The 22,513-nt window shown below is 61.8% G+C and carries 17 protein-coding genes; 11 read left to right on the top strand and 6 right to left on the bottom strand.

Annotated features, from left to right (window positions below):
* The first annotated feature begins 4 nt into the window (after positions 1 to 4).
* Together KF814_06940 and KF814_06935 are read left to right on the top strand one after the other, a co-directional pair.
* Complete coding sequence (locus KF814_06940) at positions 5 to 1,018, top strand: methyltransferase (GenBank protein MBX3235870.1); 1,014 nt, start codon at positions 5 to 7, stop codon at positions 1,016 to 1,018.
* 85 nt (positions 1,019 to 1,103) lie between these two features.
* Positions 1,104 to 4,469 (top strand): AsmA-like C-terminal domain-containing protein, encoded by a 3,366-nt coding sequence (locus KF814_06935; GenBank protein ID MBX3235869.1) that lies wholly within the window; start codon positions 1,104 to 1,106, stop codon positions 4,467 to 4,469.
* Between the two features lie 15 nt (positions 4,470 to 4,484).
* Here the strand turns inward: KF814_06935 and KF814_06930 are convergent, their stop codons facing one another.
* The gene (locus KF814_06930; GenBank protein MBX3235868.1) at positions 4,485 to 4,814 is read right to left on the bottom strand and encodes a BON domain-containing protein; all 330 of its coding nucleotides are present in this window, start codon (positions 4,812 to 4,814) and stop codon (positions 4,485 to 4,487) included.
* A gap of 55 nt (positions 4,815 to 4,869) precedes the next feature.
* Between KF814_06930 and KF814_06925 the strand changes: the two genes are divergently transcribed.
* Positions 4,870 to 5,424, top strand: a complete 555-nt coding sequence (locus tag KF814_06925; GenBank protein ID MBX3235867.1) for a sigma-70 family RNA polymerase sigma factor — start codon at positions 4,870 to 4,872, stop codon at positions 5,422 to 5,424.
* 115 nt (positions 5,425 to 5,539) lie between these two features.
* Here the strand turns inward: KF814_06925 and KF814_06920 are convergent, their stop codons facing one another.
* A complete protein-coding gene (locus tag KF814_06920) occupies positions 5,540 to 5,710 on the bottom strand; it encodes a hypothetical protein (GenBank protein ID MBX3235866.1) in 171 nt (56 codons plus the stop codon).
* A 347-nt stretch (positions 5,711 to 6,057) separates the two neighbouring features.
* Here KF814_06920 and KF814_06915 point away from each other — a divergent pair, with 347 nt between their 5' ends.
* From KF814_06915 to KF814_06885, 7 genes are all read left to right on the top strand, one after another.
* The gene (locus KF814_06915; protein MBX3235865.1) at positions 6,058 to 6,669 is read left to right on the top strand and encodes a DUF4396 domain-containing protein; all 612 of its coding nucleotides are present in this window, start codon (positions 6,058 to 6,060) and stop codon (positions 6,667 to 6,669) included.
* Positions 6,650 to 7,741, top strand: a complete 1,092-nt coding sequence (locus KF814_06910) for a hypothetical protein (GenBank protein ID MBX3235864.1) — start codon at positions 6,650 to 6,652, stop codon at positions 7,739 to 7,741. Before KF814_06915 ends, KF814_06910 begins: the two co-directional genes overlap by 20 nt.
* The gene (locus tag KF814_06905; GenBank protein MBX3235863.1) at positions 7,738 to 8,523 is read left to right on the top strand and encodes a transporter; all 786 of its coding nucleotides are present in this window, start codon (positions 7,738 to 7,740) and stop codon (positions 8,521 to 8,523) included. The genes KF814_06910 and KF814_06905 overlap by 4 nt, the downstream gene beginning before the upstream one ends.
* 67 nt (positions 8,524 to 8,590) lie before the next feature.
* On the top strand, positions 8,591 to 9,082 hold the full coding sequence (gene bamE / locus KF814_06900) for an outer membrane protein assembly factor BamE (GenBank protein MBX3235862.1): 492 nt from the start codon (positions 8,591 to 8,593) through the stop codon (positions 9,080 to 9,082).
* Between the two features lie 283 nt (positions 9,083 to 9,365).
* Entirely contained in the window at positions 9,366 to 9,791 is a 426-nt protein-coding gene (locus KF814_06895) for an OsmC family protein (GenBank protein ID MBX3235861.1), read from the top strand.
* Position 9,792: 1 nt separating this feature from the next.
* Complete coding sequence (locus tag KF814_06890; protein ID MBX3235860.1) at positions 9,793 to 10,500, top strand: HAD family hydrolase; 708 nt, start codon at positions 9,793 to 9,795, stop codon at positions 10,498 to 10,500.
* Positions 10,497 to 11,552, top strand: a complete 1,056-nt coding sequence (locus KF814_06885; protein ID MBX3235859.1) for an aldo/keto reductase — start codon at positions 10,497 to 10,499, stop codon at positions 11,550 to 11,552. Before KF814_06890 ends, KF814_06885 begins: the two co-directional genes overlap by 4 nt.
* A gap of 65 nt (positions 11,553 to 11,617) precedes the next feature.
* Here the strand turns inward: KF814_06885 and KF814_06880 are convergent, their stop codons facing one another.
* The 4 genes from KF814_06880 to KF814_06865 all read right to left on the bottom strand — a co-directional run bounded on the left by KF814_06880 (position 11,618) and on the right by KF814_06865 (position 20,774).
* Entirely contained in the window at positions 11,618 to 13,015 is a 1,398-nt protein-coding gene (locus KF814_06880; protein ID MBX3235858.1) for a DUF3943 domain-containing protein, read from the bottom strand.
* A gap of 155 nt (positions 13,016 to 13,170) precedes the next feature.
* Positions 13,171 to 13,893, bottom strand: coding sequence for a transglycosylase SLT domain-containing protein (locus tag KF814_06875; protein ID MBX3235857.1), 723 nt, complete (start codon positions 13,891 to 13,893; stop codon positions 13,171 to 13,173).
* 297 nt (positions 13,894 to 14,190) lie between these two features.
* Positions 14,191 to 19,167, bottom strand: a complete 4,977-nt coding sequence (locus KF814_06870) for a DUF4011 domain-containing protein (protein MBX3235856.1) — start codon at positions 19,165 to 19,167, stop codon at positions 14,191 to 14,193.
* A 299-nt stretch (positions 19,168 to 19,466) separates the two neighbouring features.
* Positions 19,467 to 20,774, bottom strand: a complete 1,308-nt coding sequence (locus KF814_06865; GenBank protein MBX3235855.1) for a DUF4124 domain-containing protein — start codon at positions 20,772 to 20,774, stop codon at positions 19,467 to 19,469.
* A gap of 745 nt (positions 20,775 to 21,519) precedes the next feature.
* Here KF814_06865 and KF814_06860 point away from each other — a divergent pair.
* Entirely contained in the window at positions 21,520 to 22,224 is a 705-nt protein-coding gene (locus KF814_06860; GenBank protein ID MBX3235854.1) for a hypothetical protein, read from the top strand.
* Positions 22,225 to 22,513 lie beyond the last annotated feature (289 nt).

The following is a 22,513-nucleotide window of genomic DNA, read 5'->3' as shown; positions in this document are numbered from 1 at the left end:
ACACATGGCAAAGCGAGCGGTCACGCCAGAGGGGATCTTGCAACTCGGGTTTGCATTCTGGGGTTCGAAAACGCTGCTGAGCGCGATCGAATTGGGTCTCTTCACGGAGTTGGCGAGGGGGGCGAAGGACGAGAAGACGCTCACCCAAAAACTCGGCCTCCATCGACGGAGCGCACGGGACTTCTTCGATGCCCTGGTGGCGTTGGGTATGCTGAAACGAACGGGGACGCGCTACGCCAACACTCCGGCCACCGCGACCTTTCTGGACCGGACCAGACCTTCGTACATCGGCGGCATGCTCGAGATGGCCAACACGCGGCTGTATGGATTTTGGGGGGCGCTCACCGACGGCCTGCGCACCGGGAAACCGCAGAATGAGGTCAAGACCGGCGGCGACTTCTTCGGGACTCTCTATGCAGACCCGAAAAGGTTGGAGGGGTTCCTCAAGGCCATGACCGGTCTGAGCGTGGGCACCGCGCGGGCGATCGCGAAGAAATTTCCCTGGAAGAAGTACCAGAGCTTCGTCGATGTCGGCTGCGCGCAGGGAGGCGTGGCGGCGGAGATCGCGCTCGCGCACAAGCACCTGATCGGCGGCGGCATGGATCTGCCGGTGGTACAGCCCCTATTCGAGGCCTATGCCAAGTCTCGCGGCGTGCAGAAGCGCATGCGGTTCCACCCCGGCGATTTCTTCAAAGAGCCCCTGCCCAACGCCGACGTCATTGTCATGGGCCACATCCTGCACGATTGGAATCTGGACGAGAAGCTGATGCTCCTGCACAAGGCCTATGAAGCGGTTCCGACCGGAGGCGCCGTGATTATTCATGAGTCGCTCATCGACGATGCGCGGAAAACCAATGCGTTCGGCCTGCTGATGAGTCTCAACATGTTGATCGAGACCCACGGTGGGTTTGATTACACCGGGGCCGATTGCCGCGTCTGGATGAAACAGGTCGGGTTCCGCAGGACGCAGGTCGAGCGGTTGGCTGGGCCTGACGGGATGGTCATCGGCTACAAGTGAAGATCGGTCGCCGGTGGTAGCGGCTCCGTTGACCGTGTAAGCTGACAAGACGACGGAGCCTGTTCAAAAACCATCGAGCCGACGCATGAACAGCTGGAAGTGGCAGGGGCTGGGGGCACAGGGAGCGGTCCGCTGGGTTCTGCTCGGACTTCTGTTAGTGCTGTGCCTTGCGATCGCGGGTCTTCTCGCAGTCCCTGTCCTGCTCAACAGCTCGCTTGTGACGAACTGGGCGTTGCAGCAGGTCGAGCAGCGAACCGGATTCCGCATCACCTCCGAATCCACTCGATGGCAGCTGTGGGGCGGGCCCCGCTTGGTGATGGCCAAACCGGAGGTTCACGACGGTCCCGCGACCGATCCATTTTTCCTGGCTGATCGGCTCGAGTTTTCCTTCCAATTCTTGCCTCTCCTCGACGGCAAGCTCGTCGGGCAACAGCTCGTGATCGATCGGCCAACGCTCCGGGTACGCCGTGAACGTTCCGGTAGTTGGTCAATCGGGGCCAAGCCGACCGTCGAGTCGAGCGAACCCTCACGAGGTCCCCTCGCCGTGTTGGACGATGTCGGTACGGTTTTTGTGACGGGGGCGTCGCTGACGGTGCACGATGAGAGCGGTCGGGCGCTACGACAGCCGATGAAGATCGAGCTCAGCCGCGCTACGCTTATGCAGAGTGTGCCCGGCCGCAGTGCGACTATTCACATGGCGGGGGAAATTCCGCAGGAGCGGGACCGCGCAGCCTTCACCTTCGACGGCACCCTGGTTCAGTCCGCGCCGGATCCTGCGCAGCGCGAGACGACCGGTCAGTTGCAGATGGAGGGCGATGCGCAGTTCCATCGCGTCGACGTGCCTCATCTGATCTCCGCCTGGACGCCTCTCCAACCGATATCAGACGGCTTGCGCGGCTCGGCGCAGGCTTCAGCCCATCTGCGATTGACGCCGCGAATGGGAGGGTATGACCTCTCTGCGGACACCTGGTCGGTGACGCTTTCCGACTTGTCGCTGCAAGGCAGCGCCGAGATTACCGGCATGGGAAGTCCGGCACCGCGTTTGGCCGCGACTGTGACGGCAACGCCGGTGACGATGACCAGGCTGATGAGCCAGACGCCAAGCGCCTGGATGCCCTCAGAACTGCGGGCCAATCTTCAAAGTCGCGGCGTCGATGGTTTGCTGACCCTCCAATCCCTGTCCGTCGCGGGCCCGATCGCGTCCGACGGAGGCTGGACGATCGCCGGTTCCGCCGCCGTTCGGAATGGACGCGCCCAGATTGATCCGCAGCTGCCGGTCCTCGAAGACCTGGCCGCGACGCTCTTGTATGACGCGCAGCAACTCCGCGTCATCGGACTCCGTGCCCGCTGTGGACCAGTTCGCTTGTTCGGCGAGGAGTTGCTGGTGATGCAGTGGCTGAATGCGCCTCGCTATGACATACGGGTCAAGGGGCAATCGCCCTTGGCAGGGGTGCTCGAACTGGTCGGTCGGCTCGATCTCCCGGCTCGGGTTCGGGGTCAACTGAGCCAAATTCGGCAGGTGCAAGGGGATCTGGAACTCGTGGCGCATGTGGTCGGCGGGACGGATGGCATGGGCCATACTCCAATCGTCGATGTGGAGCTCAGCACCCAGGAGGCGGGCTTCGCTACGTCCTGGCTGCCGCTGCCGCTCGATCAGATCAAGGCCAAAATCAGAGCTTCGACGACGGTCGTGCAGGTGGAGCGACTGGAAGGACGCTTGGGACCGATCGGGCTGACCGCGGGCGGCACCGTCACGAGCACCAAAGCCGGCACATTGGCGGATTTGCGGCTGTCCGCCGTGGCCCAATCCTCAGAACTGGGCCAGCTCTTCGGTGCGGAGCAACCTGAGCGGCTCCGGCTGAAGATGGAGGGACTTGCTCGGCTCGAAGCTGCGGTCACAGGACCGCTCGATCGGCCGCGGATGCAAGGAGCCATAGAATTGAAAGCCGTCGAGTTGCGGCTGCCTCCCGTCATTACCAAGGCTCGTCACGTCCCTGCTACTCTGTCGTTCGACGCGCGACTCACAGAGGCTGTGACCCTGCAGTTGCGCCGCGCGGCCCTTACGTTCGGATCGGTTCGCCTGTTCGCTGACGGGACGCTTTCGCTGGAGAAGGAACAGTCGTTCGCCGTCAATGTGCGCTCCAAAGGTCTGTCGCTGAAGACTGTGCCGCAGGGCCTGTCGTTGGGACCTCTGACCGCGGGATTTTTGCGTGCCGCGCTTCATGTCGAAGGTCGCATTCGCGACCGGGAATCCTATCGGGCTTCCGGACAGGTGACCTTGGACGAGGGCGTGATACGGAGCGAACGACTGGCGGCGCCGGTCCGCGATCTCTTCGTCACGCTCCGGTTCGATCGCGATCGGATCGATGTGCCCAGGCTGACCTTCCGTTTGGGCGACAGCGACGCCCGCGTGAGCGGCGTCATCGACCATTGGACCCATGCGCCTGCGGCAAGGTTGCTCGTCCAGTCGTCGCAGCTCAATGTGGAGACGCTTCAGCCGGTTCCATCGTCCCTGGACTCACACGCCGACGACACCGGTCAGACCGCTTGGTGGCGGGATGCGACGGTGGATGCCACGCTATTCATCGACCATCTCTATCACCGGAAACTATTCGTTACCGGGTTGTCTTGTCACATCGGGTGGGCTCACGGCGCGTTGACGGTGGATCGGGTCAGCGGCGACACCGACGATGGACACGTGGCAGGGCGGGTCGTCCTGCGGCACGAGGGACCTCGCAGCGCGCAGGTCCGCACCGAGTTTCGGGTGGGCGGGATGTCGGTGGAGCGGCTGCTTGGGTTGGCGACGGACCGGCCGGTCCTCACCGGTTGGCTCACGACCAGCGGGAAGGTGCAGGGTGAATTCGTGCAGACCGCGCCGCAACTGAAATCGCTCACCAGTCGCCGTCCCATCCAAGTGCTTGTGGAGGACGGCCGTATCCTCGATTTTCCCGTCATCACGAAACTGCTGTACGTGATGAATCTGCCCGTGCTGCTGATGGGTGAAGTGAATTTCGAGGAACGGGGTCTTTCCTTTCGACGACTCAAGATCGTCGCCGGGGTGGATCACGGGATCGTGGTGGTCAAACAATTCCTCCTCGACAGCCCGGTCCTCAAACTCAGCGGAATCGGGAAGTACGATCTCATGGCGGACGAGTTCGATATGGTAGTGGCGGCCAGTCCGCTAGGTTCCTATTCGGGGCTGCTGAAGACACTCCCCCTGTTTCGGACCCTCCTTGCCGGAGACCGGCAGGGGTTCGATACGGCGATGTTTTCGGTCTCAGGCAAGGCCAAGGAACCGGAGGTGCGGTACCTGCCGGAGGAAACGTTTGTGAACGGGGTGAGGGGGACGGCCCAGCTGGCCTTCGACATTCTGGTCAATGCCATCAACCTGCCGAAGGACGCCTTCGAGCTGACCGAAGAGCTGATCGGAAGCGAGGGAGGGGAGCCATAGCGGAGCCGAGCCTATTCAGCGGGAGTCTTCGATGAAGTGGCCGCGGATCTCGACGTCATTTTTGACGCGTTTGACGCCCTTGACCTGGCGCGCCAGTTCGGCCGCCCTCGCTTTCTGCTGAGGAGTTTGGACGGAACCGACCAGAGTCACGGTGCCGGCCTCCGTGGAGACCAGGATTTCCGAGAGATCCTCCAGGCGGTCGGCCTTCAGCTTCGCCTCCACGTCGGTGGAGATCGTGCTGTCGTTGCGGAGATCGGACCCCGTCTGAACGGAACGAAGACCGCAACTCTGCAAGAGCGTGAGCAGGAGGAACAGACAGAGCAGGTTGATCGATCGAGTCGGCACGGAACTCCTTTGCGGGGGCGCGTCTGATCTTGACACATCGAAACCGGAGTTTTCTATGAGCAATGAGCCTGAATCGGCGGTTCTTCACGATATCAGTCAACGGTTGATGGGGGAAGCATCTGCGTTCCGAGCCTTCCTCCGCAAGCGGGTGAGCGACGACCATGTCGTGGAGGACCTGCTGCAGCAGAGTCTGATGAAGGCGATCGAGCGCCACCATGCGTTGAAACAGGCCGACAACGTCGTCGGTTGTTTCTATCGCATCCTGCGGAACGACACGGTGGATTACTACAGGTCTCGTGCCGCGGAGCAGAGAAAAGAGGAGGGGTGGCAGCAGGAGTTGGAGCGTGCGGAGGATGATAAAGTCCCGTCGCTCGATGCTGCGAGACCGACGGTCTGTGCCTGTCTGGGGACGTTGTTTCCGGAGTTGCGGCCGGCCTATGCCGACCTCATTCGGCGGATCGACTTGGAGGGAGAATCACCGGCGGCCGTGGCCAAGGCGCTGGGCGTCACCGCCAACAACTTGACCGTGAGGCTCCATCGGGCTCGTCAGGCATTGCGCGAGCGGCTCGAACAGGCCTGCGGTTTTTGCACGAAGTATGGCTGTGTGTAATGTACCTGCGTGTAAGGTCCATGACGTGCTGCCCGCAGGAGCGTCACGGTCACGGGCTGGCGTAAGCTGCCGAGCAGTCGGGGCTGAGGCGACGCCGGATGCGATCGACCGCCGGCTACAACCGAGGACGACGAGCGGGGGTGATGTCGCGACGGGTTCTGGTGCTGTGACGAACCCGCACCGTACGGCGATGTTCGATCCAATCGCCGATCATCGTCCCGATGACGACGGCAGGGATCGCTAACAACCAGACATACCAACTGGTCCAGATTTCGGGGTCATGCATGGCGAGGCCTCCTTCTCTTCCGTTTTACCCATGAAAGAAAGCAAGTGCTGTTCCCAGAGACGTTTCCTTTCCCATTCACCCGTCCGATGAGCCCAACTCTTGATCAATCCAACGGTCTTGGACGGTCGAATGATCGATCCGGCCCAAGTAGGCAATTATTGACCGTCACATAAACCTCACAGAACGCGCTCAAGTCCCACAGTGCCGGACGATCCTGTCCCGATTCGGATGCTGCGAGACCCCTCCCGACCGCTCATCGCCCTCGGTACCCCGACTGTAATGATCGGACCCCTGCTCCGTCTGTAGGGATGAACAGACCACTCATCTTATCACCCAGGAGGTTTCACATGATGGAGCTTGAAATGGGACCGACTTCACCGTCCACTGCTACGGGACGCGAGGCTTGCTGCGGCGAAGAGCCGGCCGGACACAAGGCCGTCGGCCATGCTGTAGGTCACGCGCACCACCAACACAGGCCGGCGACTGCATCGGGGAAACAGCACGGAACCCATCAGGAGATTTTCTTGAATCGAACGGCGCTAATGGCGACGTTGCATTGCTTGAGCGGTTGCACGATCGGGGAGGTGTTGGGCATGGCGGTCGGGACTGTGTTGGGTTGGAGTAATTGGCCGACCGTTGGCCTGGCCGTCGCCTTGGCTTTTCTCTTCGGGTATGGCATGACGCTCTATCCCTTGCGTCGGGCCGGGATGGCTTGGAGCACGGCCTTGGCGCTGGCCTTTGCGTCCGATACGCTCTCGATGTCGACGATGGAATTCGTCGACAATGCGCTCATGCTGGTGATCCCCGGCGCCATGGACGTGGGCCTCTCCGACCCGTTGTTGTGGGCCACCCTGGTATTGTCGCTCGTCTTGGCCGGGCCTGCCGCCTTTCCCGTCAATCGTTGGTTGATCGCGCGGGGAAAGGGGGATGCGTTGGTACATGAGCACCATTGCCACTGAGACGGTGCGCCTGGCTGCCGATCGGCGGCAGCCGGGCGAGCGGGCTCATCTCACGACGCGGCTTGACGATTTCGCGACGACCCGGCAGAAGGTAGGCAAACAAGAGGAATTGAGGATGAGGATTCGGAAATCCATGCGCGACGCAGTGATCGCGGCCTTAGCCGTGATCGCCGTCGGAATCGCCGCCTGCAACCAGTTCGAACCGCGGGACAAACGGTTTTACTATCGGGCGCTGTGGAACTTTGCGTTGCGCGAGGACCTTGCGGAACTCGACAGCGAATTCAACGGTGTGGATTTCGGCCACTCCAATCTGTATGAGAACCTGCTGCTCACCGGCGGAAAGGATGTGGCGGCGATCGACGACCGGGCTCGCAAGGAAACCCTGGCCTTCATCGCCACGAAACCGCAGCTGAACCCGAACGAGGAAGCGATCGCCCCGACGTATATGAGGTTGGCCTGGCGCGCGCAGAATACGTTTGACGAGGCCCATGCGCTGCACCGTGCCACCTACGACATCATGGCCTCGGACGAGCCGGATAAGGATCGCGCACTGCACAATGTATTGGCCTACTACCAACAGAGCGACTATGCCATCACGGCGAAGCGTCTGGATCACCATCGCTTGGACCAATTCCCCTATTCCAAGACGTTCCGCACGAGGTTCCCGCTCTTCAACGCCACCATCTGGTCCTATCACTATCTGCAGGTGGCCGTGTATGACCCACTGCGGGCTGCGCACAGCCTCGATGAGAAGAAACAAGCCGTGCGGCCGATCCTCGCGACCTACCGCGGCTATTTGGCCCAGCCTCCCGTGCAATGGACGTTCATGCCGTTGACGGCGGAATTGAGTCCCGCATTTGCCGCGCGGTACCAGGAGATCGCCAATATCTTCGATAACCTCCACATGTTGCATGACAACATCAGCGACATCCTGGCAAGCGAAGCGCTGGGGACATGGGAGGAGAAGCGAGCGGAGATCTATCGCATTGTAAACAGCTATTACCTGGCCAGTGCCGATGCGGCCAATCCCATGATCGTAAAGACGTCACTCGAGCGGGAGCATCACCATTGAAGCAGGCAAGAGGACAGAGGCTGATCGCGTTGCTGGTTGTCGTCCTCACCTTGTGGCCTGGTATCGTGACGGCTCTGGATCATGACAACCTCGACCCCAATCGGCCGATCGGGATGGAAGACGCGTATGCGATTCCAAAGGGCGAGATCGGGATGGAAGGGGGTGTCCGGTTCAACGACCGTCGCGAAGGACGGACTCGCGTGGTGTTTCAACCGCAGATCATCTACGGCGCGTTCAACAATACTCAGATCGAGATCCAAGGCGATCTGTTCACCGAGCCCCATTCGTTGGTCGGGGCGGCCAAGTCGGGAGACCTGCATGTGGGTGTGCTGTACAACTTCAATACGGAAACGCTGAACATCCCGGCTCTGGCGTTGCGGGTCGAGGCGGACTTTCCCACGGGCGTGAATTCCAAAGGCGTCGATACGCAGGTCACCGGCATCCTGACACGCTCGTTCGGTCGTCTGCGCACTCACCTGAACGTCGGCTATACGGTGTTGGGATCGCCGCAGGGGCAGGAGCGGCCGGGAGCCTATCGGGCCGTCGCGGCGGTGAGCTATCCGCTTGGCTACCCCACCAGTTTTCGCGATACGCTCATTGCCAGTGTGTACTCCCGCGAGTCCGACCTGCGCGGGCAGCGTAACCACACCGGCGCCGAGGTCGGCCTTCGGCATCAACTCACCTCGCGGATCGTGTTGGATGCGGGGCTCGGCACCGAGTTCGCTGGGCCTGCCGATCGTGCGGCTCTTTTGGGGACCTTCGGAGTGTCCGTCGGGTTCTAGGCGACCCAAGGCCGGCGTTGACTTCCGAATCCCGCAGTGCTGCAATAGGCGCAGTCAGGAGGGAGCCATGACGCGACGCATCCCGATCTCGGTGCTACTAGGCCTCTGTCTGTCGCTTGCCGGCTGCATTTCGACCGGCACTTCGAAACTCGCCGACGAGCCGACCATGGAACAGATCAAGGTGGGTGAGAGCACCAAGCAGCAGGTTGAGAGCCTCCTGGGTGATCCTGCAAACCGGCAGGCCATCGAGATGGGCGGGGCGAGCCGTGAGTGGTGGGCCTACAACTACTCGACGTCGGTGGTCAATCCGTTGGACTATGTGTTGCTGTATGGATTGTGGAACAACGGCATTGGGACGCCGGATACCAGGCATGACCTCAGCATCTTCTTCGACCACCGCGGGGTGGTGACCAGCCTCTCGCGGACGAAGACCGATTACGACTTTGGTCGCCCCTTCAGCGAGATGCATCTTGAGAGCACGGCCGATAAGGCGACCAGCTTTCAACAACCGGCCCAACGCACGGTGCGATTCCAAGATAAGGTGGAGTATCGGTATTGAAAAGGGCTTCGTCCTTGGTGAAGCGTATCTCGTCTTAAAAAGTCACGCTTGCATTTCGAGTCTCCCGTTTCACGACTTTCGTTTCACTCCATACCCTGCGAGATACGCTTCGCGAGATACGGGCGACGGCGGAGGCTGCCCGGAGAAGTCCTGCCTCCAGGGTCGCTCGGGTTTGCACTAGAACTCGTCCGCCGGTTCCTGCATCATACTCCTAGCTCTTCGGATCGAATCCTCGGCTCGGCACGATGACCGGGGTTCGCCGACACCTAAACAGGAGGCAGTCATGCAGCGGAAAGCTTCGGCCCATTGGCAGGGAGATCTAAAAACAGGCAAGGGTACGGTCTCGACCGACAGCGGCGTCCTGTCGCAAACCCAATATTCGTTTTCGACGAGGTTTGAAAACGGCAAGGGGACCAATCCGGAAGAATTGATCGCGGCGGCGCATGCGGGCTGTTTCACGATGGCGCTGTCTGCGCAACTCGCCAATGCCGGGCTCACCGCTGATTCGCTTAACACGACTGCGACCGTGACGTTCGAGAAGCAGGAACCGGGGTGGACTGTGACCGGGATCAAGCTTGACGTGAAGGGCAGGGTCCCCAAAGCGGACCAGGCTGCCTGGGAGAAGGCCACGCAGGCCGCAAAGACCGGCTGTCCGATTTCACGCCTGCTGAATACCACGATCACGATGGAAGCCAAACTCGAGCAGTAAGATGGCCGCGACGCATCGACGAGATTCGGATGGATTGGCGTTTGTGTTCGATCTCGACGGGACGCTGATCGACAGCGTGTACCAGCATGTGCTGGCCTGGCGCGAGGCGACGCAAGCGGCCGGGATCGAACTGCCGGTCTGGCGCATCCATCGGCAGATCGGCATGAGCGGGGGGCTCATGCTGGCGGCCCTGTTGAGAGAAACGGGCCGGCCCGTTTCGGATGAGCAGGCGGCGCGAATCCAGCGTATCCACTCCGAGGCTTTTGCCAAACAGGCGTCTTCGCTGCGAGTGCTTCCAGGCGCTCAAGAGCTGTTGGACACCTTGGCTGCCGAAAACATTCCGCATGCGATTGCCACCAGCGGCCGCCTGGCCAACGCGCGTCATGCGCTGCAACTCCTCCGGCTGCGGGAGAACACGCCGGTCGTGACCAGGGACGATGTTCGTTTCGCCAAGCCGGACCCCGATCTCTTTTTGGCCGCCGGTGCTCGGCTCAATGTGCCGATGGAGCGTTGTGTCATCGTGGGAGACAGTGTCTGGGATCTTTTGGCGGCCTGCCGCGCCTTCGCGCTGTCGGTCGGGCTGCTGTCCGGCGGGTACGGCCGTGAGGAACTCGAGCGGGCCGGAGCCTACCGTGTGTATCAGGATCCAGCAGAGTTGCTCAAACATCTCGATGAAGTCGGCGTGAGACGAGAAAGAGGTGCGCCATGACGGGCAAGGGGCTCAAAGGGATGCTCGGGTCTGGTGGGATGAATCGGCGGCAGCTCTTGAAGACGCTCGGCGTGGCCGGCTCGTTGGCGGCGCTCGGTGGCCCCGGCCGGTGGGCCCAAGCCTTGGCCGACACGGCCTCAAGCCAGGCAGCCGGGGCGGTGCCCATGCGCCCGCTGGGAAAGACAGGCGTGCAAGTTTCGGCCATGTGCTTCGGCGGCGCCCATTGGGGGCGCAATCAGGATGATGCCGAGGCCATTCGCATCCTTCACGAAGCGATCGATGCCGGGATGACGTTTCTCGACAACGCTTGGGAGTACAACGGCGGGCGCAGCGAAGAGCTGATGGGGAAGGGCTTACAAGGCAAGCGGCAACAGGTGTTCCTCATGACCAAAGTCTGTACGCATGGCCGGGACAAGAAGGTCGCCATGCAGCAACTCGAGGAGTCGCTCCGCCGCTTGAAAACCGACTACCTCGATCTGTGGCAAATCCACGAAGTGGTCTACGAGGACGATCCGGATCAGCACTTCGCGCCGAACGGCGCGGCCGATGCGCTGCTGGAGGCCAAACGGCAGGGGAAGGTGCGCTTCGTCGGATTCACTGGCCACAAGCACCCGAAGATTCACCTCAAGATGCTCTCGTACGACTTCCCGTTCGATGCCTGCCAGATGCCCTTGAACGTGTTCGACGGGACGTACCGAAGCTTCGAACAGGAAGTGGTGCCGGTATTGCAACAGCGAGGGATTGCTGCGATCGGTATGAAGAGCCTGAGCGGGAACGCCGAGCCGATCAAACAGGGAGTTGTGACTCCCGAAGAGGCGATTCGCTATGTCCTGAGCCTGCCCATTGCGTCGCTCGTCAGCGGCATCGATTCTGCGGCCGTACTGAAGCAGAATCTCGACATCGTGCGCCGATTTGCGCCCATGACGACCGCCGAGCGCGATGCCTTGCGGAGCCGTGTCGCTCACTATGCGTCGGACGGCCAGTTCGAACTCTTCAAGTCCACCAACCGCTACGACGGCCGCATTGGGCGCGAGCAGCACGGCCTGTCGTAACGAGACTCGAGGCGAACACCTCGATCACCAGCCGGGTGCTTCCACGCAAGGAACGGTGGGCCGTTTCAGCGCCACTCCACCGCGCCGAATCCCGACGACCCCAACAGTACATACATCAAGCTGACCGTGCTGACCGTCTGATTCCGATATTCGACGCTCGGATAGCCGGCGTTTCGCTGTGCCACGGCATACCGGACGGCGATGCCGTGGCGGTCGAAGATCCGCAGCGTGAACGCCGCATCGCCCCGCATGATGTTTTCCTGGCCGTTGCCTTCCGGTGAGAGCACCCGGCTCACATAGTATTCTCGCCCCGTAAAGTCGATCATGACCCGGTTGCCGAAGATGAGCCGCAGCGCGAGCAGCGCCTGCGGGGTCATGCCGTAGTGATAGTCCCGCTCCTCTTTGCGCTGAATGCTGTCGGCCGCACCGTACCCTGCGCCGCCCAGTGCGGTCCCTTGGAGCGCAATGTCATCGGACAGCCAGGTTTGCCAGACGGTACCAAGCGACAGCGCGGTACTCGACACCCGAAATACTTGCGGCGAGATGTAGTCGTAGCTGCCGAACAAACCCCACAGCCCCCGCGTGTCATTCCCCGATGCGTAGGTGGTCCCCAGCAGGAGCCCACGGGTGTTAAGACTTTCCAGCGTGTTCGCCGTGACGGCGGTGACGTGGAAATCGAAATAGTCGAAGGGGCGCGAATAGTGGTAGCCGGATTTGCCGGGCAATCCATAGGTCAACGTCAGATCGCCAACGGCACCATGTTCGGTTACGCTCGACGAGACGTTGTGGCTGCTGGAGGTCAGCGTGCCGCCGGCTTCCAACCTGAAGAACGTGGCAGGGTGGTAGCTGGGAAACACCGCATCGAAGCGATGGCCGAAGACCAAACGGTTGAATCCGGTTGGGGGCGAGATTGCGGCCGCGGCCGCTTCGCGAACGAAGCCGGGACGACCGTCGTCCGTTTCGAGAACCAGGCCGGCCATGCGGAACAGTGCCTCTCCCAGCAGGCTGCCTCCGATCGGGGTGGCGATCATGTCGTTGATCGAAGGGTTGGTCCGTTCCCCTGCGATTTCCCAGGCGAAGCTCCCTGCCGTGCTGTAGAGAAAGGATTCCCAGAAGGACAATCCTGAAGATCGGGCCAAGCCGTAATACACGCTGCCGCCGTAGGGGTGCAGGAACTGGTTGACCTTGAATTGATCGTTGTCGATGACCCACTTCGAATCGGTGAGGTGCTGACGAATGGTACTGCCGCTGGTTCGATAGTCTTCCCGAGGTTCGACGAAATGGCGATCGTACTGGTTCAGCAGGAAGATATAGGTCAGTACTTCGGCGGCGGGAATGACATAGCTGCGACCACGACCGGTATCCCAGTCAAGACGCTGTGAGGCCGGGGTCGGTTCAGGCGATGCGGGGGGCCCTGTATGTCGTTCGAAGCGATCGGAGCCGCTTCGGGTCCTGACGGCAATTCGGCGAAGGCTGTCGCCGGACTGGTTGGTTTCCCGAGCAGAGCGAGCGTGATGAGCGTGCGAAGTGCGCTACGGAGGAGGGTGTGCCACATTGTGACAGTAGACATGTCGCAGGAGTGTTCCGCGGGTCACTGGGCAAGCCCCTAGTTGCTGGTTCAGCGAGCCCTAATCAGCGTGGGTTCGCCGCCTGCTCCGGCCGCGAGCCTGGTGAACTGCTGCGTCAGGCCACGCACCTGGCCGAGATAGGCGGCCACATCATGGTCGCCGCATTTCTGATGGGGCGTCAGGCGGAATCCTCTGGCCGCAAAATCCCGCCCCGCCCCGGCTCCGCAGAGATGGATCAGGGCGGCTAAGTCCTGCTTCTGTCGCACCCCGGCGGCGCCACGGCGCACGCCGAGCGCAGAGGCGATGTCACGGTCGAGCGAGGCGGCCGTCAGTTCGATGGAATGGCTCGGCAGCACTCGCGTGTACAGGCTGTTGAACCAGCAGGATTCGAGGTCATGCCACGGTCCGTCCTCCACAACCGCGTGGTTATGGACGCAATAGCGTTTGGCGGCGCGGAACGTGCCGTCGGTCATTTGATACATTCCGACCGCGCTGGATGCCGGGCGATACCACTCAAAGGGATTCCACGTCGATCGCCAGCGCCAATAGGTGCGTGCCACCGGATTGCCGCCGCCTTCGACCTGGGCCAGCGCCGCCAGTAGTTCTGGCGTCACGGAGGAGGTCGCATGCTCGCGGAACAGCGGGCCGTATTGCCGCCAGGTTTCGCGCGGGCTCTTATCCAACGAGTTGTCCAGCGGAAAAAACACTTCGGTCGGTTTCTGCGCGGCATGGTAGGCCCAGTTCGCTCCCAGCCAGACCAGCACGATCAGCATGGTCACGGCCGGAATGCGGATGGCGGCAGGCGAGGCCCACAAGGCGGCGAGGGCGGCCCGGAACAGGTGCCAGCGCGTGCGGAGGCCGCGGCGAAATCCTGCGGCCATGCGACGGCCCCTGCGCGGTCGCCGCCGCGGGGTGCGAATCGTGCGGGAGAAGGTCGTGGCCATCGTGCAGTTACTATACCGTAATCGGGACGATCACGATCGTGTCAAAGAGAAAGTTGCCGGTGCGGTCGTCAGCGGAGGCGGCGGTAAGGGGTGGCCAGGCTTTTTAGTCGGATGCCGGTGCCTGCGTTATTCCAAGTCCGGGTCGTGGAGCGGCATACCGGGGCTGACCAGTGGGGACGGCGCGGGTCGGCTGTCGCTTTCTTGTTCCAACAGGGTGCGCAGGGTCGCGAGTAGCCGGTCTGCCTCGTAGTGCGGGTCTTGGTACCAGGCGGCGGACCAAATGCGATGGAGCGCCCATCCAAGCCCGCGCAGCCGCTCTTCCCTGCTGCGATCCGTCGAGACTCCCCGTCCCCCGCCGTCAACCGACGGCGCATCGCACAGCAAGCCCAGGAGATACCGCCCCGGCAGATCCGGGTGCCGTACGGCTAGATCAACACGGCAATCGACCGGTCCCACGCGCGAGTCGACCGAGAAGCCGCGGGCGTTCAGCGCGCGGGTGATCGCCTGGGTGAGCGGGCTTTCGGAGGATATCGCTTCGTCTTGGATGGGCCGCATCGCGCGCGTGACGGCATAGCGGAGAAAGGGTTTCAATGAGCCGGCTCCTCGCGCGGCCAACGTGCGTTCATCCAACGCGGCTGGATCGAAGGAGCAGAAGATCTCCAACCGCTGCGAAGCGCTGGTGGCGAGCACGTTCAGATACCGTGGTCCCTGCGGACCTTCGAGAGAGCCGAAATGAGAGCGGAAACCGCCATCGATGTCGCGCCCGTAAGTCAGCGACACCAGCACGACGTCCCGCACCTCGCGCTGGGCGCGTTCGATGGTTTTGACGAATAGCGAGCCCGGGGTTCGCTCATGGGCGGCGATGAATGCGCGGAGCGTGCGATCCTGATCAAGGCGGCGATCCAACAGATCCTGAATCAGCTCTTGTTGCCGCACGGTGCAGACCACGATGCCGAGGCTCAAGTCTGGCTGGTCCGCCGCATGGCGGATGGCCGCCTCCACGATCGCTTCCGCCTCGGGCAGGTTGCTCCCATCGCGGTAGCATCCTTGTTCGATGACGTGGCAGGTCACGCCAAACGTTCGGTCGTCCGGTGCCGGGCTTGGGGCGACCGTCAGCGCATTGTCGTAGAAGGTGCGGTTGGAGAAGGCCATAAGACTGTCATGCCGGCTGCGGTCATGCCGGCTGAGGCTGAGGGCTTGCCCATAACGGATTTCGCCCCAGGCTGCGGCCGTGTCCGGAGCGGCGAGAGAAGCCTGCTCCTCCTCTTCGATCTCCGACTGCACGAACAGGTCGGCCGAGGAGGTCGGAGCAAGGCGGCGGCTATCGCCGAACAGCACCGCTTGCTTGGCTCTGGCCATCGCCCCGATCACCTCGACCGGGCGGAGCCTGGTGGCTTCATCGATGATCACGAGATCGAATGTCGGTCGGCCTGAGGGAAGGTACTGCGCCACCGCCAGCGGGCTCATCAGATGACAGGGCCACAGGGCGGCGAGGGCGGAACCGGCTTGCGAGAACAGTTGCCGGACGCCGATTTGGGGCGCGTCGCCTGCGATAGCCCGCGTGAGCAGGCCGCGATCGGTCCAACTCTTCACCGCTCCTTCGGCGTTACCGGCAGGCAGGGGGCGTTGCGTCTTGTATCGCATGTAGCGGCGGTGCGTGAGCAGGAGCGATCGGGCTCCTTCGGCCGCCTGTTCCTGGAGGCGTTCCTGTTCGATCGAGTCGAAATCGCGCAGTTCAGAGTGTTGCTCGGCCAATGACTGCGCCAGCGAGTTCCAGACGAACAGCTCGAACGCGTGAGGCACGTCCTCGAGCGGCAGCTCGCCCGCTTCGAGCAAGGGCCTGATCTGCGGGCCTCCCTCATGCGCCAAGGCTTCGACTGCCCTGAGATATTCCACCCAGTCGCGTAAGCGCTCCGAGTGGGCGATCGCTCGCTTCGTTCGCTCGAGCAGGACGGATAAGGAGGCAGGCAACTCCTCGGCGGTCCAGTTGGCGAGATTCAGCCGCAGCAGACCCGCGAACGTCGTCCAGGCGTGATGCCAGGTCGAGGCTGCGGCGCGAAGTTGGATCAGCACCGGTTCGATCGCGGCGCGCCGGGCCGGGTAGTCACGGGAGAACAGCCAGCTGCTGATCTCGGGCGGCAGCGGCAGCGCGGCGGCCTGTTGGCTCCACGCCAACGCGTCCTGGAGCGGCGGGATCGGCGTCCGGCTTCCTGCGAACGACGTGCCGAGCAGCCGCTCCATTGTCCGGTTGCCGACGATGCGTGCGTCTTGCTTTCGATAGGTGTCGAGTTTCCGCAGCAGCGCCGGCACCTCCGCGACGGCTTTGGTGGGCGCGAGCGACAATTGTTGCGCCGTCGCCAAGACGGTCTGCAGGGTGGTGATGCGGAGCCGAAGTGCGTCGGCCAGGCCGTCCAACGTCCCGCGCGTGACGTCGAGGGGATGGTCGGGATCGCGCTCAACCGCCTTCATCAGGTGCGACTTGAGGGACCGGATCATCTGCAGTGAACGGCCGTTCGTTTCAGCCCAACGACGCAGCGTCGCGAGGTGCTCGATCGGGCCCTGGATGAGCAGGTTCAAGAAATCCTGCGCGGGCCCGCCGGTTCCCTCAAGCAGCGCCCGGGCCTTCGCATACCAGGATTCCAGCGCGGCGACCTGTTGGAACGGCGTGTCGATCCCACGAAAATTGTTTCCGAAGGCCTGCTGATAGTCCGGCTGGGCCGCAAACCGCTGGCTCAATTCCAAATGGTCGCGAAGGTCCCACAGGGCATCAGCCATCACGCGCGAATCGGCGGCCTTTCCCCCTTGATGCACCTCCATATAGAAGCGGCGGGCTCGGCGATAGGCGCCGCTGTAGAGACGTGCCATCGCGGCCGTGCCTTGGAGCGCTTTCGCATGGGCTTCCAGCTCGTCCAGGTCGTGGTCGACGGGGATCAGGTATTCGAGCGACAACATCCGCCGGCGCTCCTGGAGGTGGATGCCCCGTTCGGTCCCATCCCTGCGGGTCGCGGCGAGCGAATCGTCGAGCAAAATTGGGTCGCGCATGCGCAGCAGATCGAACGGCACCTCGATCAACAGCGAGATGGTCTGGTCGAAACTTTCGACGAACGGCAGCGTGATCGGCCCCGGCAGGCCGATTCCCTCCACTGCGCCCTGAAGCGCTTCGCGCGCCAGCCGCAAATCGTGCACCACCGCCTCGAGCAGGCCGACGGTAGATTCGAACTGTTCCAACGGGAGTCCTTCCAGACTCGAGCCGCGGATCGCGCGCAAGGGTGCGAGATCGATCCGATCGACGTCGGACGGCACGTTGCGAAAGTCGGAGGCAAGGGTCTGCCGTTCTTGGGCCACCGCTTCGAGGTCGGCAATGAATTGAGCGAGGAGACGTCTGGTGTTCCCGTCGCGCAAGGCTTCCAGTAATTCCAGTGCGGCTGACGGCGTGACGGAGGGGAGGGCACCGTCCCACTCGGCCAGCTGGTGCAGCTCGTCCTGCCTGGTGAAGACCGGCGCCCCGAGCAGATCGCGCAGCTTGTCGGTAAGGACCTGGAGGGATTCACCCTGCGCGACCACGGCCTTGCCTGCTTCCAACGCCGCGGTCATTTCGCCTTCCGAAGGCGCGACATCCACACCATACCAAGGGTGATGGCTCAGGCGCGGCGAGGCGGCGAACAAGGCGGCAAGCCGGTTTTGTAACAGGGTGGTGCATCGCCGCAATTCCGCGAGGTCGAAGCCGTCGTCCGGCGTCCATTCCAATTGGCAGAGGGAGGCTTCAAGCGGCCGCAGGCTCGGGTGGGTTTGCAAGCAGAGCTCGCGTTCCCACAGGACCTCGGCGACCGAGCGTTTCACCCCGTCGACCGGGCGTTCCAGGACGTCCGCATAGGCCCGCAGTGCGTCCTGCAGCTCTTGCTGTTCCCGTTCGGCGTCGGCCAGACGATCTTCGCCCGGCGGAGGCAAGACGAGATGCATGCGCCGATCGATTAGGCGCAGCAGGGCCTCGGTGCGGATGGTGCGGCGCTGCAAGTCGAAACAGAATTCCTGGAATCCGGCTTCCGCCAGCAAGCGATGCACATGGTCCAAGGCCGCGCGTTTGGCGCCGACGTACAGCACAGACTGCCCGCCGGAGATGGCTGCGGCGATGAGGTTGGCGATGGTGCGGGATCGGCCGGTCCCGGGAGCGGCTTGAACGACCAGGTTCCTCCCCTGTCGGGCCCTGTCGAGCACGGCTTGTTGCGAAGGATCTGCCTCGAAGATGACGGGCGTCGACGGCCCGCTCTCGTCGGATGGATCGGAAAATTCAGGGGGCTCAACCGTGGCCGGCGTCCCGGTCGGGTCATCAAGCCAGTCGTGCACGAGCTGGTTGCCGAGGAACGACTGAGGCTCGTACCAGCGGGATTGATCCAGATCGCGATAAACGAGGGCGTCACCCACCGGAAGCAGGCTGAGCGTGAGCCATCGCCGCACCCGCCAGTCCGGCGCGAGCCCCGGCAGCTGCTCGATCTTGGCCACATACTGTTCCGGCACGTCCTCGTCCGTGACCGGCGGCACGTGAAGGTCCAGCCGCATGAAGCGTTCGACGAGGGCGAGGTTGGTGGCGATCTCCTCGCCGGAATATTCAAGGCTGTAGTTCAGCGAGCCGAGCGATTCATGCGTCGAGGCCTTCTTGAGCGTAACCGGCAGCAGGAGCAGGGGAGCCAAGAGCGGTTTGTTCGGGGTCGCGGGATCGTGCCACTCCAAAAAGCCGAAGGCCAGGAACAGCATGGTGATGCCGGCTTCTTCGACCACCGTTTCCGCCTGTCGATGGAGGCGGCGGAGCAAGCGAGCGAGTTCGTCGCGGTCGTGTGCGGTTTGAAGCACGCCGTTCGGACGGGGTTGGCGTTGCCCGCCGTTGTCCTTCGGCCAGTCGGGCGATGCCGCGGGCTTCTGCGCAACGGTGCCGGGCTGAAAGGAGAAAGTTTCGCCGTTCAGGAGGCGGGCGTACAGCTCGTTGGGACGCTCACCGACCAGACCCAGACAGGCATGGCGCGGGTGGCTGAAGTTCAGCAGCGGGTTTCGATCCGAAAGGTCGAGTAGCCCGGCACGGAGTCTGGCGAGTGTTTCTTGGACGCCCATGGGGTTGTTCCATTCAATCCGTCCGGTGATCGGCCTACTGCGCGGAATCCCCCTGGGAGGTTCGAACCCTCCCGGGTAACTCTCTACATATATAGGATTGAGGGACGCTACTCAAGCCGGGGGACTGGGGGTGGGATGGGCGAATCTGGTGCGAGGTATCTCGTATCTCGTCGTTCGTATATCGAGGGAATTGGGATCAGGGGATACTCCGCGTGCCCTCGAATGACGCATCACCACGTGTGCGTGAGACGAGAGACCGCGGAGCGGCATCGTTTGTGCCATTGGGTATACGCCGTCCGCTATCTTCTCCCCCCGCGGCTTCCGCCGGACCTGCTGCCTCCGCTCGAATGGCCTCCGCCTGCATGCCCGAGATGGCCACTATAATGGTGGGGCGCAGCCGAGGAGACCTGCGGCGGGCTGGACGGCGTGGTGCGGACGTTTGGCGGGCTGGGGCGCCAGAAATGGTTGGGGTGGAGCTGATAGGGCGGCGGTTGCGGCGTGTATTGCGGAGCGGAAGGAACGGATCGGGGCGTCGGGATCACCACCGCGTCACCCACCTTGGCCTGTTGCCCCTGGCTGTTCAAGAGCGGCGGAGCCGGGCGTTGGTACACGTGCGGAACAGGCGGCATTAAGAGTGACGGACGCGGTGCCGGCGGCGTCGAACTCGGCGGTTGCGCCGGTGGGACGGGATTGTTGTAGACGGTGATCGTCCGTTGCGCGAGCGGGAGATGGCTGTGGTGCGGATAGATGCGCTGCACTTGGAGCAGCAGGCCGTAGATGCCGGGAGCTCCGAACCAAGGATAGGAGTAGAAGCCCAGCGTCGGGTAGGTCCAACTCGTCCAAGCCTGCGAAAGGAGCGCGTTCGCCTGCAGCTGGTCGAGCATGTCCTGGCGCTGATCCTGGTACTGTTGAACGTCGCTTGGAGTGGTAGCGGCGGCGAGGGCACGGTTGTTGGCATCGAGCTGTTCCTGTAGCCGATCGGTCTCGGCGCGGAGCGCCAACAATTCACTTCGAGCCTGTTCATTCTCCCGGAGCGCGGCAATCGCCCGCACCACTTCATGCGGGTCGATCTCCGCCGTGAGATCCACGCGAATCACGACCTGGTCCTGCTCTAGCCTCGTGCTCACCGTCTGGTCCACCACCTTCACGATGCCGGCCGTATAGCTTCGGATATCGTCCCGCGTAACATTCAGATCCCGCACTTCGGTAATGCTTTCCACATAGGTCGCCACCTGCTCGAGCGCGTCTTTCTTCGCTGCCTCCAACGCGAGGCGAATCGCATCCGTACGGTTGTCATGGTCGCCCATCCGATGCTCGCCGCTGGCCGTCACGGTACGCGCCTCGGCCGAACGCATGGGGGGATCGGCGGCAACGACCGGCGGAGGCGTGACAGCGATTTCCGATGTCTCGAGATCCCGTTGCGAAAGCTGCTGGCGATACTTTTCCGGTACCGACTCGAGTTCGTTGGTGAAGGTCGGAACGCCTTCCTCGTCGGTGTAGCTATAGATGGTGGAGGAAGCGAGAGTCGGGGACGTCAGGTACGTAGAGCTGGAGAGCCAGAGCGCGAGAATCGCGGCGGTAGTCAGCAATCTCCGTGAGAGGCACATGGTGAAACCTCCCGTCTCTTGGCTTATTCAGGATAACACAAGGCACCAAGCCAATTCTGCTGGGTCGGGACTATATATGTTGGGAGATCAGAGGGCTCGTTTGTCGGCCCTGTGGGTGAAACCTCAGTCCGGCTGCCAGGTTATGGAGCTTCGTTGAAGCGCTGCGGGCCTTCCGCGGGGACAGACTCAGTTTATTCACTCCAAAGGTTTGAGAGCCCTGGGTGTCCATCTTCTCGCATTGCTGCGCAAGCATGAACCGACTTAGTTGCTGCCTTCGCATCCGTTGGGGCATTTGTCGCATGAGCTTACCTGACCAATGCCTGTGCCACTCGACAAGACCGGAGGGATCTCAGTCCTCACACAAACACTCTCCCGCAAGATTTGGGTAACGCAAGCCTTTGCATGTGTGCCTTATGATCCCTGCGTGGGGAATTCTCTCACGAATTTCATCCTCGCAGGCCACGATGCGCATCCAATAATACACGTAATTGAACCATTCTCAGCTATGTATGCGCCGTGATTGAAGTGCGAGTCGCTCATCGGCGGTACGACGGGAAAATGTCAAATGAAATACTGGTATTACATGTTACGTAGGGCCGTTCGGACATATTGCGAAGACGTACGTGACTAAACTACAAATCACGCATCCGATTTAATGGTTCGTCCAATGAAGCAATGCAAGCACTCGTAGTGAGAATGTTTTGATTGTTGCCTGGGAATCCAATGCTTGGAGGATAGAGGATATATGTGCAAGAAGCTGAGGGCCTTTTCTGGAATGAGGGTCGCCGTGCTTATTTCGGTTTTCTCCATGTCAATTTGTGGCCAAGCCAACGGTGCTACTGGTGATGCTGAGGTTGTGGGCCCGCCCAATGCGAAAGAGGCTTCTGATAAAAAAGCTGAGGTGGCACCGCGGGATCAGCAAGTGACTCAAGAGAAGAGGGAGATCAAAGATTTTCGGGGTGAGTGTCTCAAGGATCTTAGTAAGGAGCCAGTTGCCGCAGGTGACTTTGGGAATGTGTCGTTCGGTCCAACCGTTGCAGCCAAGGTGCTCACCTATGACTTAGCCTCGAAGAAGGCTGGGTTTAATACAGGGGTGGGGGCCGGATTCTCTATGCGTCTCTACAGTGATGTCAAATTGGCTAGAAGTGAGGACGGTAAAACTCCGGAAGCTAGGTTTGGTATTAAGCAAATCAAAAAAGATTGTAGAGGCGAAACTTTCGACGGCGCGTGGATGCAACCAGATAACAAGAAGGTGATTCCGTGGATGTCGGTTACGCCGATTGTGTATGCGTCCAAAAGCGAAGGAAATCAGGAAATAGCCATTCAACCTGCGATATCAGTCGGGTTTCTCGGGGAGTTAGTCAATATCGGTGCTGGATTCAATCTGAGCGGGCCGGACAAAGGGCACGTGTTTCTCCTGCTCAGCCTCGGATATGGCTTTAAGTTCTGATGGTGCTGGCGTCGCTGGCTTGGCTGTGCCCTCAATTCTAAAGCAAGGTGATGGATTTTGCGGCGCCCCCTGCGAAACGTAGTGGCGACCCGAAACAACCCTTCTGGAATCTGGAATCTGGATTCTCTCACCCAGCCAAGTCGTATTGGTCCGACCACTCAGCTCGGATGCAGTGCAATTATCTGTCGTGTCTGAGTGCGGCAGCATTGTCAGGTTGGGGTGGCAGTCTTGTCAAAATTAAGACTGCCGAGAGAAATGTGTGTCTGACGAAAGAGGAGATTCGTAAGTA

This window comes from Nitrospiraceae bacterium, assembly GCA_019637075.1.
In the GTDB taxonomy this organism is placed as follows: Bacteria; Nitrospirota; Nitrospiria; order Nitrospirales; family Nitrospiraceae; genus JAHBWI01.
The sequence above is the reverse complement of the archived record's forward strand: the minus strand, read 5'-3'. Positions and strand labels throughout refer to the sequence as shown.

Coding starts and splice junctions, on each gene's coding strand:
- KF814_06940 (MBX3235870.1), top strand. CDS start 5: ATGGCAAAGCGAGCGGTCACGCCAGAGGGGATCTTGCAACTCGGGTTT.
- KF814_06935 (MBX3235869.1), top strand. CDS start 1,104: ATGAACAGCTGGAAGTGGCAGGGGCTGGGGGCACAGGGAGCGGTCCGC.
- KF814_06925 (MBX3235867.1), top strand. CDS start 4,870: ATGAGCAATGAGCCTGAATCGGCGGTTCTTCACGATATCAGTCAACGG.
- KF814_06920 (MBX3235866.1), bottom strand. CDS start 5,710: ATGCATGACCCCGAAATCTGGACCAGTTGGTATGTCTGGTTGTTAGCG.
- KF814_06915 (MBX3235865.1), top strand. CDS start 6,058: ATGATGGAGCTTGAAATGGGACCGACTTCACCGTCCACTGCTACGGGA.
- KF814_06910 (MBX3235864.1), top strand. CDS start 6,650: ATGAGCACCATTGCCACTGAGACGGTGCGCCTGGCTGCCGATCGGCGG.
- bamE (MBX3235862.1), top strand. CDS start 8,591: ATGACGCGACGCATCCCGATCTCGGTGCTACTAGGCCTCTGTCTGTCG.
- KF814_06895 (MBX3235861.1), top strand. CDS start 9,366: ATGCAGCGGAAAGCTTCGGCCCATTGGCAGGGAGATCTAAAAACAGGC.
- KF814_06890 (MBX3235860.1), top strand. CDS start 9,793: ATGGCCGCGACGCATCGACGAGATTCGGATGGATTGGCGTTTGTGTTC.
- KF814_06885 (MBX3235859.1), top strand. CDS start 10,497: ATGACGGGCAAGGGGCTCAAAGGGATGCTCGGGTCTGGTGGGATGAAT.
- KF814_06875 (MBX3235857.1), bottom strand. CDS start 13,893: ATGCTGATCGTGCTGGTCTGGCTGGGAGCGAACTGGGCCTACCATGCC.
- KF814_06870 (MBX3235856.1), bottom strand. CDS start 19,167: ATGGGCGTCCAAGAAACACTCGCCAGACTCCGTGCCGGGCTACTCGAC.
- KF814_06865 (MBX3235855.1), bottom strand. CDS start 20,774: ATGTGCCTCTCACGGAGATTGCTGACTACCGCCGCGATTCTCGCGCTC.
- KF814_06860 (MBX3235854.1), top strand. CDS start 21,520: ATGTGCAAGAAGCTGAGGGCCTTTTCTGGAATGAGGGTCGCCGTGCTT.